18 protein-coding genes are annotated in these 16,044 nt (G+C 70.6%); 9 read left to right on the top strand and 9 right to left on the bottom strand.

The window, feature by feature from the left end:
- Positions 1–191 precede the first annotated feature (191 nt).
- The gene (locus LP52_RS03730; protein WP_040270737.1) at positions 192–1,061 is read right to left on the bottom strand and encodes an NmrA family NAD(P)-binding protein; all 870 of its coding nucleotides are present in this window, start codon (positions 1,059–1,061) and stop codon (positions 192–194) included.
- A gap of 104 nt (positions 1,062–1,165) precedes the next feature.
- Between LP52_RS03730 and LP52_RS27000 the strand changes: the two genes are divergently transcribed.
- The 3 genes from LP52_RS27000 (at position 1,166) to LP52_RS03740 (ending at position 4,428) form a co-directional block, all read left to right on the top strand.
- Positions 1,166–1,327 (top strand): hypothetical protein, encoded by a 162-nt coding sequence (locus tag LP52_RS27000; RefSeq protein WP_157036182.1) that lies wholly within the window; start codon positions 1,166–1,168, stop codon positions 1,325–1,327.
- Between the two features lie 639 nt (positions 1,328–1,966).
- Positions 1,967–3,298 carry a cytochrome P450 family protein gene (locus tag LP52_RS03735; RefSeq protein WP_052809390.1) on the top strand — a complete coding sequence of 444 codons (1,332 nt, stop codon included), beginning with the start codon at positions 1,967–1,969 and terminating at the stop codon, positions 3,296–3,298.
- A complete protein-coding gene (locus LP52_RS03740; protein WP_157036183.1) occupies positions 3,271–4,428 on the top strand; it encodes a cytochrome P450 in 1,158 nt (385 codons plus the stop codon). The genes LP52_RS03735 and LP52_RS03740 overlap by 28 nt, the downstream gene beginning before the upstream one ends.
- A gap of 88 nt (positions 4,429–4,516) precedes the next feature.
- Here LP52_RS03740 and LP52_RS27005 read toward each other — a convergent pair whose 3' ends face one another.
- On the bottom strand, positions 4,517–4,708 hold the full coding sequence (locus tag LP52_RS27005) for a hypothetical protein (RefSeq protein WP_157036184.1): 192 nt from the start codon (positions 4,706–4,708) through the stop codon (positions 4,517–4,519).
- A 296-nt stretch (positions 4,709–5,004) separates the two neighbouring features.
- Between LP52_RS27005 and LP52_RS03745 the strand changes: the two genes are divergently transcribed.
- Positions 5,005–5,211 (top strand): hypothetical protein, encoded by a 207-nt coding sequence (locus LP52_RS03745; RefSeq protein WP_040270739.1) that lies wholly within the window; start codon positions 5,005–5,007, stop codon positions 5,209–5,211.
- 103 nt (positions 5,212–5,314) lie between these two features.
- Here the strand turns inward: LP52_RS03745 and LP52_RS25575 are convergent, their stop codons facing one another.
- On the bottom strand, positions 5,315–6,184 hold the full coding sequence (locus tag LP52_RS25575) for a VanZ family protein (RefSeq protein ID WP_052809392.1): 870 nt from the start codon (positions 6,182–6,184) through the stop codon (positions 5,315–5,317).
- Between the two features lie 586 nt (positions 6,185–6,770).
- Here LP52_RS25575 and LP52_RS26115 point away from each other — a divergent pair.
- Positions 6,771–6,944 (top strand): DUF397 domain-containing protein, encoded by a 174-nt coding sequence (locus LP52_RS26115; RefSeq protein WP_084722846.1) that lies wholly within the window; start codon positions 6,771–6,773, stop codon positions 6,942–6,944.
- A gap of 59 nt (positions 6,945–7,003) precedes the next feature.
- Here LP52_RS26115 and LP52_RS03755 read toward each other — a convergent pair whose 3' ends face one another.
- Positions 7,004–8,149 carry a UDP-N-acetylglucosamine--N-acetylmuramyl-(pentapeptide) pyrophosphoryl-undecaprenol N-acetylglucosamine transferase gene (locus LP52_RS03755; protein ID WP_052809411.1) on the bottom strand — a complete coding sequence of 382 codons (1,146 nt, stop codon included), beginning with the start codon at positions 8,147–8,149 and terminating at the stop codon, positions 7,004–7,006.
- Between the two features lie 567 nt (positions 8,150–8,716).
- On the opposite strand from LP52_RS03755, the gene LP52_RS03760 reads away from it, so the two are divergent.
- The 3 genes from LP52_RS03760 to LP52_RS03770 all read left to right on the top strand — a co-directional run bounded on the left by LP52_RS03760 (position 8,717) and on the right by LP52_RS03770 (position 10,516).
- The gene (locus LP52_RS03760) at positions 8,717–9,355 is read left to right on the top strand and encodes a DUF6879 family protein (RefSeq protein WP_052809393.1); all 639 of its coding nucleotides are present in this window, start codon (positions 8,717–8,719) and stop codon (positions 9,353–9,355) included.
- Between the two features lie 72 nt (positions 9,356–9,427).
- Positions 9,428–9,697: a hypothetical protein gene (locus LP52_RS03765; RefSeq protein ID WP_040270743.1), complete on the top strand. Its 270-nt coding sequence runs from the start codon at positions 9,428–9,430 to the stop codon at positions 9,695–9,697.
- Between the two features lie 351 nt (positions 9,698–10,048).
- The gene (locus tag LP52_RS03770) at positions 10,049–10,516 is read left to right on the top strand and encodes a hypothetical protein (protein ID WP_040270745.1); all 468 of its coding nucleotides are present in this window, start codon (positions 10,049–10,051) and stop codon (positions 10,514–10,516) included.
- A 98-nt stretch (positions 10,517–10,614) separates the two neighbouring features.
- Here LP52_RS03770 and LP52_RS03775 read toward each other — a convergent pair whose 3' ends face one another.
- The 5 genes from LP52_RS03775 to LP52_RS27015 form a co-directional block, all read right to left on the bottom strand.
- Complete coding sequence (locus LP52_RS03775) at positions 10,615–12,993, bottom strand: ATP-binding cassette domain-containing protein (RefSeq protein ID WP_040270746.1); 2,379 nt, start codon at positions 12,991–12,993, stop codon at positions 10,615–10,617.
- A 438-nt stretch (positions 12,994–13,431) separates the two neighbouring features.
- Positions 13,432–13,848 (bottom strand): VOC family protein, encoded by a 417-nt coding sequence (locus LP52_RS03780; protein ID WP_040270955.1) that lies wholly within the window; start codon positions 13,846–13,848, stop codon positions 13,432–13,434.
- A gap of 5 nt (positions 13,849–13,853) precedes the next feature.
- On the bottom strand, positions 13,854–14,303 hold the full coding sequence (locus tag LP52_RS03785; protein WP_040270748.1) for a helix-turn-helix transcriptional regulator: 450 nt from the start codon (positions 14,301–14,303) through the stop codon (positions 13,854–13,856).
- A 65-nt stretch (positions 14,304–14,368) separates the two neighbouring features.
- On the bottom strand, positions 14,369–14,518 hold the full coding sequence (locus LP52_RS27010) for a hypothetical protein (protein ID WP_157036185.1): 150 nt from the start codon (positions 14,516–14,518) through the stop codon (positions 14,369–14,371).
- 491 nt (positions 14,519–15,009) lie between these two features.
- Positions 15,010–15,150, bottom strand: a complete 141-nt coding sequence (locus tag LP52_RS27015; protein ID WP_157036186.1) for a hypothetical protein — start codon at positions 15,148–15,150, stop codon at positions 15,010–15,012.
- 292 nt (positions 15,151–15,442) lie between these two features.
- Between LP52_RS27015 and LP52_RS03790 the strand changes: the two genes are divergently transcribed.
- Positions 15,443–15,814 carry a hypothetical protein gene (locus LP52_RS03790; RefSeq protein WP_040270750.1) on the top strand — a complete coding sequence of 124 codons (372 nt, stop codon included), beginning with the start codon at positions 15,443–15,445 and terminating at the stop codon, positions 15,812–15,814.
- Positions 15,815–16,044 lie beyond the last annotated feature (230 nt).

Raw genomic sequence — 16,044 nt, forward strand, 5'->3', positions numbered from 1 at the left:
CGACCACCGGCGATTCCGCTCATACCGAGTCGGGGCTCATCCGATGCGCCCTACGCCCGCTCGCCGGGACCGTCCGGTACTGCGCCGATCGCGCCGCCCCGGCTCAGCCTCGGCACCGGCGCCGAACCGGCCGCCGGTGCCGGGTACGCGGTGCCGAGGCCGTCGCCGCACCGCGTGCCCGGCTCCGGGTGCTATGCCGCCCGTGCCGCCGCGATGCGGTCGGCGGCCCACTGGCGGAACGTACGCGCGGGCGCGCCCGTCACCCGCTCCACCGTGTCGGTCACCGGCTCGGGGTCGCCCACCATGCCGGCATGGGCCCGGAGGATCTCCTCGGCCGTCTCCCGCGGCAAGCCGCTCCCCGACAGGTCGCGCACCGCCTCCTCATGGCCCATGGCCTCCACCCGGACCGGTGTTCCCAGTTCCTCGCCGATGATCCGCGCCTGCTCGGCCTGGGAGAGCAGCTCGGGCCCGGTGATGTCGTAGATCGCGCCGATGTGTCCGTCCTCGGTCAGCGCCCGCACGACGACCTCGGCGATGTCCGCCTCGTGGATCAGCGGGCGCGCCAGTTCGGGGAGGGCCGGGCGGACGACGCCCGATTCGCGGATCCGGGGGATCCATTCGCCCAGGTTCGCCGCGAATCCGCCGGCGCGCACGAAGGTCCAGTCCATCCGCGACTCCCGGATCCGCCGCTCCAGCATCGCGTGGGACCCGAGGATGCCGCCCTCCCGCTCCGAGCTGACGGGATCGACGCCCATGGTCGACAGGTAGACGGCCCGGTCGACGCCCTGGGCGAGGGCGGCGACGGTCTCCTGCGCGGCCTGGTCGGCCTCCAGGCTCGGCCACAGCAGGAAAGCGGTGTCGACGCCCTCCAGCGCCGGGCCCAGGCTTGCGGGATCGGCCAGGTCGCCCCGGACCGCCTCGACTCCGCCGGGCAGATCGGCCTTCGCCGGATCGCGGGTCAGGGCGCGGACGGCGCGCCCCTCCTCCACCAGCCGGCGCACCACGTGGCGGCCGACGTTGCCTGTCGCTCCGGTCACCAGGATCGGACGGTCGTGTGCCATGGGAACTCTCCCCGTCTCTTTCACAGCTGTGCCCGTCATCGGAGCGAACCCCGCTTTCCGGCCTGTTCACGACGATCCTGGCACCTCAACAAAGGTTGAGGTCAATGCGTCCGGTCACCGCGGTCCTCATCCGCCGCGGCACGGGCACCGCCCGCCGCTTCCCGCTGGACGTCGGCGTGGCCCTGGTCGTGGTGCTGTTCCGCTGGGCGGTGTGCACCCGCGCGCCGTTGGTCCCGCTGCCGGTCTCGGTACCCCTCGGGAGCTGAGCCTCCGGCGGCCGCCGTGTCCGTTCGGCTCGGGTCCGCGCGTTTTCGCCGGAGGAATCGCGAAACACCGAGAGTGCGGCTTGCCGCTCTCACGCGTGTTTCCGCCGTTCCGGCCGTGCCTTTGCCCACCGATCGCGCAGGCACTTCTTTGTTCCGCGCAGGAAATCGCGTTCGAATGCACCGGGCCGCCACGTCGGGCTCGCGCTCACCGCGCGCGATCTGCGATTCAGAACGTGATTCTGTTTCCGGTCCCGGTCCCGAGCGCGACCCCCGACTCAGGGGAGCCGGAGCCGACGCGCAGCTCGGACGCAAGCGGCGAAGCGGGCTACCGTGGCCTCTCGCCCGCGTTCCGCTCCGAAGAACGGGAAAACGCCCGTGTCCGCCCTCTCACGCAGCGCATTCTTCCTGGTCAATAGATGAATAGATGATCTCCGGGGTTGCGCTGTGACCGCGGAATTCGAAAGACTCCGCTGCGGTGCCGGCGCCCGGGCGAGTAGTGGCCGTAAAAGCCCGTGCACCGGCCGAGTTTGTCGATGAGCTGCTGAGGACGGTGCTCGCATGCCAGACCTCCGTGGGAGCGCTTCCTGACCTGCAGCTCAGGTTCCCTCCCCTTCCCCCTCCGCACGGAGCCGCAAAGCGATGACGCATCCGATCCAGCATCCGACCGACGCTGTGCGTTTCGACGATCCCGAGGCACTCGCCGACCCCGAAGCGCTGTGGGACCGACTACTGGAGCGCTACCCCGAAGGACTCGCGCCCGTCTTCCTGGCCGAGGGGGTGCCGGCCTGGCTCATGCTCACGCTTGAGGTGCACCAGCAGGTCATGCAGGACCCGGACACCTTCGCCCGCGACGTCGACCACTGGCGCGACTTCCACAACGGCGTCATCCCGGATACCTCCCCGCTGCGGGCGATCTACACCAAGCGGCGCAACGTGTGGAACGTCGACGGCCCCGACCACAAGTACTACCGCGACATCGTCGTGCGTGCGCTGTCCAACATCTCCCAGAACCAGGTCATGACCCACGTCGACGAGGTCGTCGACCGGGTTATCGACACCTTCTCCACCGAGGGCCGCGCCGACCTGGTCACGCGCTACTCCAGCGTGGTGCCTCTGCTGGTGCTGTGCCGGCTGTACGGGATGGACGCCCAGGAGGGCGTCGCGGTGTGCTCGGCCCAACGGCGGGTGTGGGACGGAGCCGACGACGCGCTGCACGTCCATGCCCAGCTGCAGCGGCGCATGACCGCCCTGGCCGAGCGCCGCCGCGAGTCGCCCGGCAGCGACCTGGTCTCGGAGCTGATCAAGGCCGGCCTGGACAACGAGGAGATCCGCGACCACCTGACCTTCATCACCGCGGCGGCCCACGAGCCCACCGCACACACCGTCGCCCACGCGCTGCGGCTGCTGCTCGGACGCAAGAACGAACTGGTGCAGCTGAACTCGGGGCGCTCGGTCCGCGAGGCGGTCAACACCAGCCTGTGGCATGCGCCTCCGATGCACACCCTCATCGGCCGATTCGCCACCCGCGACGTGGAGGTCGGCGGCTACCGGGTGGCCGCCGGCGACTGCGTGGTGATGGGGTTCGGGCCTGCGCAGCAGCTGCTGCGGCGCGACGAGCGCTTGGACACCGAGACCAACCGCTCCTACATGATCTTCGGCATGGGACCGCACTCCTGCCCCAGCGCCGGCCGCGACCTCGGTCTCACCATCGCCGAGAAGGCCGTGCAGCGGATCGACCGACGCCTGCCCGACATGGTCCTGGTCGACGAGCAGTGGCAGGGGGTGGCCGCAGGCCGGCTCAGCGGCGTGGAATCCCTGCGCGTCGCCTTCACCCCCACCGATCGCATCTACGAAGGAGCCCCGTGGCAACTCAGCGCATCGCAATCGACCCCCGAGACCTCGACAGAGACGCAACCGCGCACGCTCTCCACGCGGCTGGGCCAGTGGCTGCGGTGGATCTGGCAGGGGTGAACGCCCTGGCGGTCACCCACCACGAGGCGCTGCGCACCGTACTGGCCGACCGCACCGGCACCTTCGTCCGAGGCGGCGCCCAGCAGAACTGGCGAGCCGTGCGCGAGGGCGAGGTCGATCCCAACAGTGCGCTGGTGCGCCTGGTCGGGGGATCCATCGGCAGCCTGCTGACCGCCAACGGCGCCGAGCACACCCGGCTGCGCAAGCCCATGCAGACGCACTTCACCCGCCGGCGGGTGGAGGCGCTGCGGCCGCGTGTGGAGAGGCTCGCCGACGAACTGCTGGCCGACATGGACGGCGCGGGCAGCGTGGACGTCAAGGACCGGTTCGCCTGGCCGCTGACGGTGGGCGTACTGGTCGGCCTGCTGGGCGTCGACGACGAGGACGCCCCCGTCCTCGGCGACATCGCCCGGCGCGTGTTCGAGCTGAGCGACCCCGGCGTCTACGCCGAGGCCAACAGCTTCCTGAGGGAACTGGTGGCCAAGCGGCGAGCCGATCCGGGCGAGGACCTGGTCAGCGCGCTGGCGGCCGCCGACGACGCCTCCGAGGAGGCTGACCGGCTCGGCGACACCCAGATCGCGGCCAACCTCGTCCTGCTGGTGATCGCGGGGTTCGAGACCACGATGGGCACCCTCGCCAACGGCGTGCGGGCGCTGCTGACCCACCCCGACCAGCTGGAGCGCGTCACCGAAGGCGACGTCGAGTGGGCGACGGCGGTGGAGGAGATCCTGCGCCGCTACACGTCGGTGAGCCTGCTGCCGGCCGTGTTCTCCACCGCCGACACCGAGGTGGCGGGGGTAGCCGTGCCCGAGGGCGAGATGCTGCTGCTGGCCTACGGCGCCGCTGCGCTCGACCCCGGCGCCTGGCAGGAGCCCGACACCTTCGACGTGGGCCGGGACGCGCGCGGACACCTGGCGTTCGGCCACGGCCCCCATCTGTGCCTGGGCGCCCCGCTGGCGCGCCTGGAGCTCACCGTGGCTCTACCGCGCCTGTTCGAGCGGTTCCCCGATCTGGCCCTGGACAGCGGGCGCGAAGCGGCCGAGGCCGCCGCCCCGGTGGAGAGCTGGATGATGTACCACCCCCAGCAGGTCTGGGTCCATCCGAAGGGCGCACCGGCCGCGGCGCGCTGAGGCGGCCGAGCTGCCGCCGGGGCCTGCGCCGGAGGTCCCGGCGGACGGCCGATGCGGCGGCTGGACGCCGGAGCGCTCCGGCGTCCGGTCAGCGGCGCTTTTTCGGGTCCGCCCAGTCGCCGATGCCGCCCGGCGGGGTCCAGCAGCCCTCGGGCGCCTGCGGCGGCTTAGGGGACTTGACGCGAATGCGGAAGGAGGACGACCGGGTCACCCGGCGGCGCCGCTTGGGCACCTCGGACAACAGGCGCTTCGGATCGAGGTCCCAATTTCCGAGATTCATCTGGCCACCTCCACACCGCACCGGCCGCCGTTGGCGGCCCCGCGGCGCATACAGGAATTGTTCGGACTTCTCGGACACCAAGGTAGCACCGAGATTCGCCGCATGCCGGTGCTCTCGCGCATGCCGGCCGCTTCTGCGTCGAACGTGTCATCGGAATCGCAGTCGCCGTCGAGAACGCCCCTGAGAGCACGCTCGATGCCCACGGCGTGTCAGCGGGATCGGGGCCCGCAGGGGTGTTCCCGCGTCTCAGTGGGAAGATTGCGGTCAGTACGACGGAGCGCGGTAAAGGAGCCGATGTGATCAAGCCGGTGAACGTGTGGGAGGCCGTCATGTGGGCCTCGGCGGCGGTGGCTCTGGTGTGCGCGGGAATCACTGCGGTGGTGCAGGACGACGGGATCGGCGCCTGGACCGCGCTGGTCGCCGCGATGATCATCGCCGTCGCCGCAGGCGGCGAACGCCGCCGAGTGCTGCAGCGGCGCAACGGAGCCTGCGTTGCCGACTGAAACCCGCGGAGTCGATCCGCGCCGCTCAGGCACGGGGACGGCCGCGGTCCCGCGCAGGTCGACAGACGCCCTCGCGATTCGCGTTCTACCGTAGGCCCCCTACTCACCGGGACCGGAACTCGGGGGCGGAGGGACGGTCGGGACGGCTCCTGCGCGCGGTGAACGCGGAGAACGCCATCACCGCACCCGCCCCGAGCGCGCCCCCGGTGCCGTTGACGATCAGATCCCCGGTGCCGACCACGCCTCCCGCCCCGACGAGCAGCTGGGAGGTCTCGACTCCGGCTGAAAGCACCGCGCCGGTGCCCAGCCGGACGGCCACCGGGGTGAACGCCGCGGCCGCGACGATGCCGACGGGCACGAACAGCAGCAGGTTGACGACCAACTCCTCGCCGACGAGGGCCGCGCTGTCGGTCCCGCGGGCGAGGGACTCGTCGGGATCGATGCCGTAGGTCCCGTTCCGCCGCAGGAGTTCACGCTCCTGCTCGCCCAGGGGCGCACCGTCGCCGTCCAGCCACACGGCCCTCCCGTCGATGTCGAACCGGTAGGCGTAGTGGTGCCGGTCGGCCTCTTCCTCGGCGGCGATCTCCCGCGCCGCCTGCCGGGTGAGGTCGTCACGGCCGCTGACGTAGACGGGCTCCTTCCCCGTCTCGACCGTGAAGTGGTCGTCCGGCGTCGCGAACTCCTGCAGGTAGCCCGCGAGCGGATTCCACTCGACGGCGGTGGCCCGCTCCCCCGCTGCGGTCCACCCGGCGTTGGCCGGCTGGACGAGCACCGCGAGATACACCACGGCGGCGCAGGCCAGGCACACCCGCGCCCCCAGCGCCGTGGCGCGCGGCCGCGACCGGAGCACGCGCGCGACCGCCCACGCGGCGGCGAGGAGGACGCCGACGGTCAGCGCGACGGTCACCGGATTGACGTAGAAGAGAACCATCCACACGGGGCGGTGCCACCTGCCGATCTGGTTCGGGGTCAAGCGAGAATCGAATAGAGGAGGGCTGCGAAAGCGGCGGCGAAGAGGAGGGGGCGAAGATCCGCTCCGCTGGGGAAACGCCTGCGCCCTGCTGCTTTTCCCGGTACCTCCGCACCGTCAGAAACACGGCGAAGGCGAGCACGGCAAGCGGAATCAGGATTCTCATCCGGGTCTCCGTGATCCGAGGATCCCGCAGCTCAGGGGAATGATCCGGTTTCCCTGTCGAAATCGCGGACGAACTGCGGCGCCGACAGGTTAACAACACCGTGCGAGCCCCGCGGATCGCGTCGGTGAACCGGTTCTGAAGAGGCGCTGTCGGACGGCAGGCGCAACCCGTCGTTCGAATGCCCGGCTGACTCCGCGCACCGATGTGCCGGGGGCCGGGCGAACGCCTCCGCGGCCCTGCCCCACTCCCGCCGAGCGCGAGGTTTTCACCGGCACAGCGCCGGAAAACGGTGAAAACCCCGCGCTCGTTTTCGGCGAACCCGGCACAACGGGCACGTCGACAACCGCTCCCCCTGGTGAAATCAGGTATGAGCCAGGTTGAAACAATCAAGGCGCTCAAGAAGCTACTGAAAGAGGTCTAGCTATGGACTTTCGCAAGTCTTCCTACAGCGCTGCAGAAAGCCACTGTGTCGAGGTAGCCGAACTAGACGACGCAGGCGCCATCAGAGACACCAAGCATCGGGATCTCGGTGCCCTCGACTTCCCCTCGTCCGAGTGGCGCGCCTTCCTCTCCGCCGCCAAGGGCGGGGACCTCTGACAGTCCCCGCCACCCCGGCCGGAAGCGGCGCGCCACTCCTCCCCGTCTCCCCCGTCAGGTCACGTGTCCTCCGCCTTGAGCACGACGTCGACCAGCCGGTCGGCTGCGTCCGGGCGTCCGTGCTCCCGCGCCCTCTCGGCGACGGCGGCGCGGCGGTCGGCGTCGGCGAGCAGCGGCTCCAGCTTCTCGCGGAGCCGCTCCGCCGACACCTCGTCCAGCAGCGCGAGCGCGGCGCCCGCCTCTTGCAGGTGGCGGGCGTTGTGTCGCTGCTCGTCGCCGGCCGACGACGCCAGCGGGACGAACACGGCCGCCTTGCCCAGGGCGGTCAGCTCGGCGATCGTCCCGGCGCCGCTGCGCGAGATCACCACATCGGCCATCGCCAGCACGTCGGGCAGCTCCGAGCCGACGAACGCGGTCACGTGGTGGCGGGCCGCCGGCTCGGGGTCCAGGTCCCGTGTCGCCGCGCGCAGGTCGTCGACGTTGGCCTCGCCGCACTGGTGCACCACGTTGGCGCGCTCCAGCAGCCACGGCAGGAGGTCGCGCACCGTGGTGTTGATCTGCACCGATCCCTGCGCTCCGCCGGTGACGTAGACGGTGGGCAGGTCCGGGTCGTAGCCCTCGAAGCCCAACTCCGCTGCGGCGCGGTCGGCCTGCCCCTCCAGCACGGCCGGGCGCACGGGGTTGCCGGTCACGACCGCGTCCGCGCGGGCGGAGTCGGGCAGCAGCTTCAGAGTGGACTCGGAGGTGACCGCCATGCGGGCGCCCGCGCGTGCGAGCACCTTGTTGGCCAGTCCCAGCAGCACGGTCTGCTCGTGCACCACCAGCGGCCGGCGTGCCATGCGGGCGGCCAGGCCCACCGGCACGGCGACGTAGCCGCCGGTCGCCAGCACCACGTCCGGCCGGAAGTCGGAGACGACCCGGCGGGACTGGAAGACACCGCGGAATGCTTTGCCCATGTCGCGGATGTTCTCCGCCGACACGAGCTTGAGCGGGTTCTTCGACCGGCGGACCTTGCCCGTGTCGACCGCCTGGAACGGGATGTCGTTGGACGCGGCGACCCGTCCTTCCAAGCTGTCCTCGGCGCCTACCCACAGCACGTCCAGGCTCCGGCCCTGCGCCTCCAGCCGCGCCCGCAGCGCGTTCACGGCGGTCAGCGCGGGGTAGGTATGGCCCCCGGTACCCCCGCCGGTGACGATCAGACGCATCACACGCGGGGAATCGGTGTCGTTCACACTGGTCCTCTCTAACTGGTGCTGTGTACGCAGCCCTCCACCGGCTCGCAGCGATCCCTGTCGATCGTTTCCTTGCAGTCGCATTCGGCGCCGAGGGTGACTTCAAAGACACGATCGGCCGGGAGGGGACCACGTCAGCAGGCAGGGAACGTCTCCACTCTGCCCACCGGGTGGCAGCGGCGGTTCGTAGGACGCTGCAAGGCGGGTGCTGGTGCCGCGCATGGCGGGGAGAGCCGCATCACGTACTCCCCGAAGCGCTTCAGCCCTTCGGCGCTGTGACCGCAACTCCGCCTATCCCTGCACGCCCCCGTCGATCTGTCCTTGTGGTCACCATCGGCGCCGAACTCGACTACAGGCACAAGCTCGGAAGGAGCCACATCGGTGGGCGGGAGAAGTCTCCGGCCAGCACAGAACCCCCGAACTTTCGGATAGCGCGACCACCTGACGTCACGCTGTGCGATGATCACGAAGCGAACGGTGATTCGTGCTGGTTTCTCGCGCCGGGTAGCCCGGTCTCCCCCAACCCTCCGGACGCAATCTATGGGCCACAGCATTTTCGATCGAATCCGTGCGGCCGAAGGAACCGTCCTCGACCGCCCGACCTTCCACGCCGACAGCGACCGGGAGGAGGAGAGACTCGACGGCGGAGCGGTCTGGAAGCTGGAGCGTGCGCAGTACTTCAACGAGCTCGACGATCCCGCGTGGGACGCGTTCGTGGCCGGCGACTGGACGCGGGTGCTAAGGACATTCGCAGGTGAACGCGACTGGATTCGTGAGGACGTCGCCCGCTACACAGATCGAGGGCTTGAGTTCCGGCGGCTGCGGATCGTGGAGGATCCGCCGTCTGCCTACCTGCAGTGGGAGTCGCACAGCCACCGGATCTTCGAGGAGTGCGGGCACCGGATCCGTGCGTTGGCCGCCGCGGAGGTGGCGGACCTGGAGTCGCCGACCACGCTGCCCGAGCTGATGGTCTACGGCAAGCGCGTGCTCTACCAGGTGCGCTATGACGAAGCCTGGACCCCGATCGGTGCGAAGCGTGTCGACGACTCCGAGCTGGTGGCCGAGGCGGCGAGGGCTATCGGCGAGCTGTGGGAACGCAGTGAGCCCTTCCAGGACTACTTCCGCCGCGCGATCGCTCCCCTGCCCACACCGACCATGGAGGGCGGCGGCGCTCAGTAGGGCGCCGTGTAGGGATCTCGTCGGAGGGGGAGATTGGGTCTGGCCCGAATCACCCATTCTGAGGAGATTTCCATGGATCGTCCCTGGGACGTCGACCCCTCGGCCACGTTCGAGCGGCGGCTGGGCAAAACCGCCGCCGAAGTGGGCGCCAGCCGCGTCGGCAAGGACTGCCCCGAATTCTGGGAACTCGACAACGGCGACGTCGCGGTCATCGGCCGCGATGCCACCGGCGTTCTCGGGGACCGCCTGCCGGAGGGAGTCGGCATCGCACCGGATGAGCGCATCGTGGTCGTGCCCGGGGCGCAGTTCCGCTCGACCATGCCGGACGTGACACAGGAGTGATGTCCCCGGCCCTCGGCGCGGCGCGCTGGTGTGTGCGGGTGCGCCGCGCCGAGGGCGGGCGACGGTCCCCCTTTACGGCGCGGCGTGCGCTCGGCGGCACGCCGGCTCGCTCGATGAGCGAGCTGCGCCCCGTTTCCACACTCTGCGATCGCCGGTCCGGCTGTTCCCGGGGTTTCCTCATCCGGTGTGGGTACCTCGATGAGGCAACGCCGGCTCGCGGTTCGTCCTCCCCGGCCGTCGCCGACAGGCCCGTGCTAACCCTGATTCGCCACACGATCACGCCGTGTAGCTTTTCCGGACCGGTGGCCGGTCGGCGGCCTCCGGAGTGCCGGGAGAGCGAGGCGGGCCCTGATGCGGAGTGCGGTACACACGGCTGCGGCGACGGCGGCGGTCCTGGCCGTCGTCGCGTCGGCGGCGGGATGCTCGGACGAAGGAGGCGGCGGAGCGCCGTCTTCGACCTCGACCCCGACCACCCAGGAGCCCGGCGGCGGCGATCGGCCCTCGCCCGAGCAGGCCTCCGAGGGCGGGATGAACGGCGTCTGGGAGTCCACCCTCGACGAGAGCGGGATCGAGACCCTGATCGTGCTCGGCGAGGACGTCCGAACCGAGGGTGACGTGGCCTGTCCCGGCACCCTCGATCCGGCGGAGTCCGGCAGCACCGCGACCGTCGAGCTGGACTGCGAGACCGCCGCCGAGTCCCGTTCGGGTACGGCCGAGCTGAACGCCGAGGACGACCACCTCGTCCTCAGCTGGAACGAGTCCGACGGCTTCCCCGAGGCCTTCGCCCGCACCGACGAGGATCCGGTCATCCAGGACTGAGGCCGGCCGGACCTCGCGCCGGTCGTGTCACTCGGCCGCCCCGGAGCCGCCGGAGCACAGGAAGGAGGCCCCGTCTCCACGGCCCGCGAAGGACGCGGTCAGGCGCCGACGTAGGCCGCGAGGTGCTCGCCGGTGAGGGTGGAGCGGGCGTCGACGAGATCGGCGGGCGTGCCCTCGAAGACGATCCTGCCGCCGTCGTGGCCGGCGCCGGGGCCGAGGTCGATGATCCAGTCGGCATGGGCCATGACCGCCTCGTGGTGCTCGACCACGATCACCGACTTGCCGGAGTCCACGAGCCGGTCGAGCAGGCCGAGCAGCTGCTCGACGTCGGCGAGGTGGAGCCCGGTGGTCGGCTCGTCGAGGATGTAGGTCCCGCCCTTCTCGGCCATGTGTGTGGCCAGCTTCAGCCGCTGGCGCTCGCCGCCGGACAGCGTGGTGAGCGGCTGGCCCAGCGTGAGGTAGCCGAGTCCCACGTCCTCCATACGCTGCAGGATCTTGGCGGCCGCAGGGACCTTGGCCTCCGCACCGGCGAAGAAGGCGTGCGCCTCGGCGACCGGCATCGCGAGCACCTCGCTGATGTCCTCGCCGCCGAGGCGGTACTCCAGCACCTCGGCTTGGAACCGCTTGCCGCCGCACTCCTCGCACGGCGAGGCGACACCGGCCATCATCCCCAGGTCGGTGTAGATGACGCCGGCGCCGTTGCAGGTGGGGCAGGCGCCTTCGGAGTTGGCGCTGAACAGTGCGGGTTTCACACCGTTGGCCTTGGCGAACGCCTTTCGGATCGGGTCGAGCAGTCCGGTGTAGGTCGCCGGGTTGCTCCGCCGCGACCCGCGGATCGCCCCCTGGTCGATCGACACCACACCCGCGTCGGCGGGGATCGATTCGTGCACGAGCGAGCTCTTGCCGGATCCGGCGACGCCGGTGACGACGCAGAGCACACCGAGCGGGATGTCGGCGTCGACGTCGCGCAGGTTGTGCGCCTTCGCGCCGCGGATCTCCAGCGTGCCGGCGGGGGCGCGCACGGTCTCCTTGAGGGCGGCCCTGTCGTCGAGGTGGCGGCCGGTGAGCGTACCGCTGGCGCGCAGGCCCTCGACGCTGCCCTCGAAGCAGACCGTGCCGCCCTCGGTGCCCGCGTGCGGGCCGAGGTCGACCACGTGGTCGGCGATCGCGATGGTCTGCGGCTCGTGCTCGACGACGAGCACCGTGTTGCCCTTGTCCCGCAGCCGCAGCAGCAGGTCGTTCATCCGCTGGATGTCGTTGGGGTGCAGTCCGATGGTGGGCTCGTCGAAGACATAGGTCACGTCGGTGAGCGAGGAGCCGAGGTGGCGGATGAGCTTCGTGCGCTGCGCCTCACCGCCCGACAGCGTGCCCGAGGGCCGGTCGAGCGAGAGGTAGCCCAGCCCGATCTCCACGAACGAATCGAGGGTGTGCCGCAACGTGCCCAGCAGCGGCGCCACCGACGGTTCGTCGAGTCCGCTGACCCACTCGGCCAGGTCGCTGATCTGCATCGCGCACGCGTCGGCGATGTTGACGCCCTCGATCCGCGACGACCGGGCCGCCTCGCTGAGCCGGGTGCCGCCGCACTCGGGGCAGTCGGTGAAGGTGACCGCCCGGTCGACGAACGCCCGGATGTGCGGCTGCATCGCGTCCCGGTCCTTGGAGAGCATCGACTTCCGGATCTTGGGGATCAGGCCCTCGTAAGTGAGGTTGACGCCCTCGACCTTGATCTTCGTGGGCTCCTTGTAGAGGAGCTCGTGCAGTTCCTGCTCGGTGTACTCGCGGATCGGCTTGTCCAGGTCGAGGCCGACGCCGCGGAGGAGGCGCCCCTGCCAGGCCTCCATGGTGAAGCCGGGTACCGTGAGCGCACCCTCGCTGAGCGACAGGCTGTCGTCGTACAGCGCGGACAGATCGAAGCCGGAGATCACGCCCCGGCCCTCGCAGTGCGGACACATGCCACCGGTGCGGGAGTACGTCACCTTCTCGGCCTTGCCGTCGCCCTGCTTCATCATCCCCGACGCCTGGACCGAGGCGACGTTGAAGGAGAACGCGTTGGGAGAGCCGATGTGCGGCTTGCCGAGCCTGCTGAAGAGGATGCGCAGCAGCGCGTTGGCGTCGGTGGCGGTGCCGACCGTGGAACGGACGTTGGCGCCCATCCGCTCCTGGTCGACGATGATCGCGGTCGTCAACCCGTCGAGGACGTCGACCTCGGGACGTGCCAGGTTGGGCATGAAGCCCTGCACGAATGCGCTGTAGGTCTCGTTGATCATCCGCTGCGACTCCGCGGCGATCGTGCTGAACACCAGCGAGCTCTTGCCCGAACCCGAGACGCCGGTGAAGACCGTAAGCCGGCGTTTGGGGATCTCGACGCTGATGTCCTTGAGGTTGTTCTCGCGCGCGCCGTAGACGCGGATCAGATCGTGGCTGTCGGCGGCGTGCAGCGCAGGCGACTGCGCGTCCGTGCTCGTGCCCGTGGTCATCGTGTCTCCATCCTCGTGCGGAGGCCGCCTCTTGCGGGGCCGGCCTCCGCGGTTTCCGTCGGCGTCGCCTGGCTCGATCCCCCGATGTCGAGCGGCACGGCTGATTCTCCTTCGTCGGTGCCGTCGCGGAAACGATCCGCCGATTCCCCGATCGGCCGATGTCGGCCGAGGCCGCTGACGCTTGTCCGGCCGAGGCCGGGCGTCGGCATCCGTGCCGGTCGGGCTGCCCCTCGGGGGCGCCTTTGCGGCGCCTGCCTCGCCGTCGGGGTCGGACGGCGGCAGCGGCCGCCCGAAGGGACGGCACTCATCGGTGGTGATGCGGCTCTGAGACGCTGCCGTGGTGGTCGGTGGCGGTGTCGGCCGTACGATCGGCACCTGGGCGCGCGAACCCTTCGACACTACCGTCTGCGCAGCTCATGCCTTCGGTCGCTGGACGGCTCAGCGCAGCTCCTGGATTCGGAGCAGGTTGCCCGCGGGGTCGCGGACGGCGCAGTCGCGCACGCCGTAGGGCTGGTCGGTCGGCTCCTGCACGATTTCGGCGTCCTCGGCCGCCTCCAGCCGCGCGAAGGCGGCGTCGAGATCGGGGGTGGCCAGGTTGACGCCGGCGTAGGTGCCCTTGGCCATCATCTCGGTGATGGTGCGGCGCTCCTCCTCGGTGATGCCGCAGCCGTCGACGGTCGGCGGCTGCAGGACGATCGAAGTGTCGGGCTGGCCGGACGGGCCGACCGTGATCCAGCGCATGCCGCCGTAGCCCACGTCGTTGCGGACCTCGAAGCCGAGGGTGTCGCGGTAGAAGGCCAGCGAGGCGTCCGGGTCGTCGTGTGGAAGGAAGCTCGAGTGAATGGTGATGTCCATGGCCATCACGTTAGACGCGGCCCGGTGACCGGCGCTTCTCGATTCCTGACCGGTCGTGTCACCCGTTTCGCCACACAGGGCGGCATCCCCGCCGTGGCGTACGCCGCCCGGCGCCGGTACTCGCTGGGCGGCACGCCGACCAGCTCGGTGAAGCGTGTGCTGAAGGTGCCCAGCGACGAGCAGCCGACCGTGAAGCACACGTCGGTGACGCTGAGGTCGCCGCGGCGCAGCAGCGCCATCGCGCGCTCGATGCGCCGCGTCATCAGATAGGAGTAGGGCGACTCGCCGAACGCGAGACGGAACGCGCGGCTGAGGTGCCCGGCCGACATGTGCGCGCCGCGGGCGAGGGCCTCGACGTCCAGCGGCTGTGCGTACTCCCTGTCGATCCGGTCGCGCACGCTGCGCAGCCGCGCGAGGTCGCGCAGGCGCTGCGATTCGGTGGAATGGCTGGTCACATCTTCGAGGATGCCACGTCCTACCGACGTTTCCCAGCGCTCGCCACCCGCCGCGTCGGCGCAGATCACCGCTGGGCGGCGCGGCGCGCGGCGCTGTGGGCGACACCCGCCGCAGTCGCGATCAGACCGAGGACGGCCGCGAATCCGGCTCCCGGGACGCTCAGCGACACCCCCGGTCCCGGCACTCCGGCGACGGCCGCGACCACCGCGCTCACGATCGTGAGCCCGGCCCCGGCGTAGCCGCTGCAGGCGCAGGCCCGCAGCCACGGTGCCGCCGCTGCGTGGCCGGACTCCCAGGCGGCGCGTCGGAGGATGTCGTGGCCCGCGTCCGCAAGCCGATGGCGGAGTTCCGCTCCAGGGTCCCGTTCGCGGTCGCGTACGCGCTGTAGTGGACGATTCCGGCCCCCTGGACGAGGCCGACCGCGGCGACGACCAGCGCCCCGAGTTGTTCAGTCACCGCCTCACACCGTCCCGTTCCGCCGAGCGTCGGCGCCGCCGTAGCGCACCGCCCCCGTGCGCCGGACCGCGCAGAACCGGCCCGAACCCCGTTGATCTTGTACATACGGTGACAGCAAACGATTGCCCGTAACCGTAAGTACAAGATCAACACCACTGGGGCGGAGTGGGGGCGGGGTGTCGCCGAGGCAGCGCTCGGCACCGTGCGCTGCCTCGGCGACACCCTCGAGAAGAAGCGGGTGCCTCGCGGCTATCCCATGACCGAATAGGCGAGTACTCCGAAAGCGGTGACGAGGAGGACCGGGCTGAGGATCCGCTGCACGGGGAGAACCCGGCCCTCGCGCCCCCACGGCCTCAGCATCACCACAACGCCGACGGCGGAGATCACCATGGCCAACATCATGAAATACGGGTTCACCAGACCTCCAGAAACCGGATACCCCAGGTCAAGGGGCAGGGGGAACGGCCCGGATCCCGTTCGGGAGACCGCGGCCGGCTGCGGCCCCGGCAGACTAACAATCCCCCACAATCCGGGCAATCACGACGAGTGAACCGGTTCAGACGATGCGGGCCGGCGGCGGTGAACGCGGGCCGAGGCGGCTGAGTATCAGCACCCATGTGTCCGGCGCCGGAGAGCGCCACACTGGGTGGGCCCGTCACCGGTCCGCAAGGAGCCGCCAGTTATGCCGCCCGAGTCAACCCCCGCCCCCGCACCGGAGCCCGCGCCCCAGTCCCCGCCCGATCCCGCAGCCAGACGCCGCGGCTTCCGATCCGGACTGCTCGCGTGGGCGGCAGTGTGCATGATCGGCGGACCCACCAGCTGCTACGCCGCCGTGGAATCGGAATTCGACGCGGCGGCGACCGGCGCCGATTCCGACCCCGAGTCGTTCGGAGCGCTTCTGACCCTGGGGGTACTCGCGAGCGTGGTACTGCCGATCGCCATGGCCACGGTCGCCGCGTTCCGGAAGGACGTCAAAGCCGCCGTCTTGTCGGCGGCGCTGCTGCTCTGGCCGCTGGTGGCCTATGCGCTCATCGTGGGGGCCATGGCGGTGTGAATACGCGCGCCGAGGTGTCTGCGGGGACACTTTCGGCGTCGAGAGTGTCTTCATCGACACCCTCGACGCGGGCATCCGAACACGGCCGATACGCGGGGGCCGAATACGTGGTCCCGGTGGCGTGGGCGACGACCCGTGTGCGCGAGGACGCGGTCGGGCAGAAGGACATGTTCGCCGATCAGAACAGCGCGTGCCCGCTGCGGAACCCGTTGACCTTGAGCCGTCCGCCG

This window comes from Streptomonospora alba (genome assembly GCF_000826685.1).
Classification (GTDB): domain Bacteria; phylum Actinomycetota; class Actinomycetes; order Streptosporangiales; family Streptosporangiaceae; genus Streptomonospora; species Streptomonospora alba.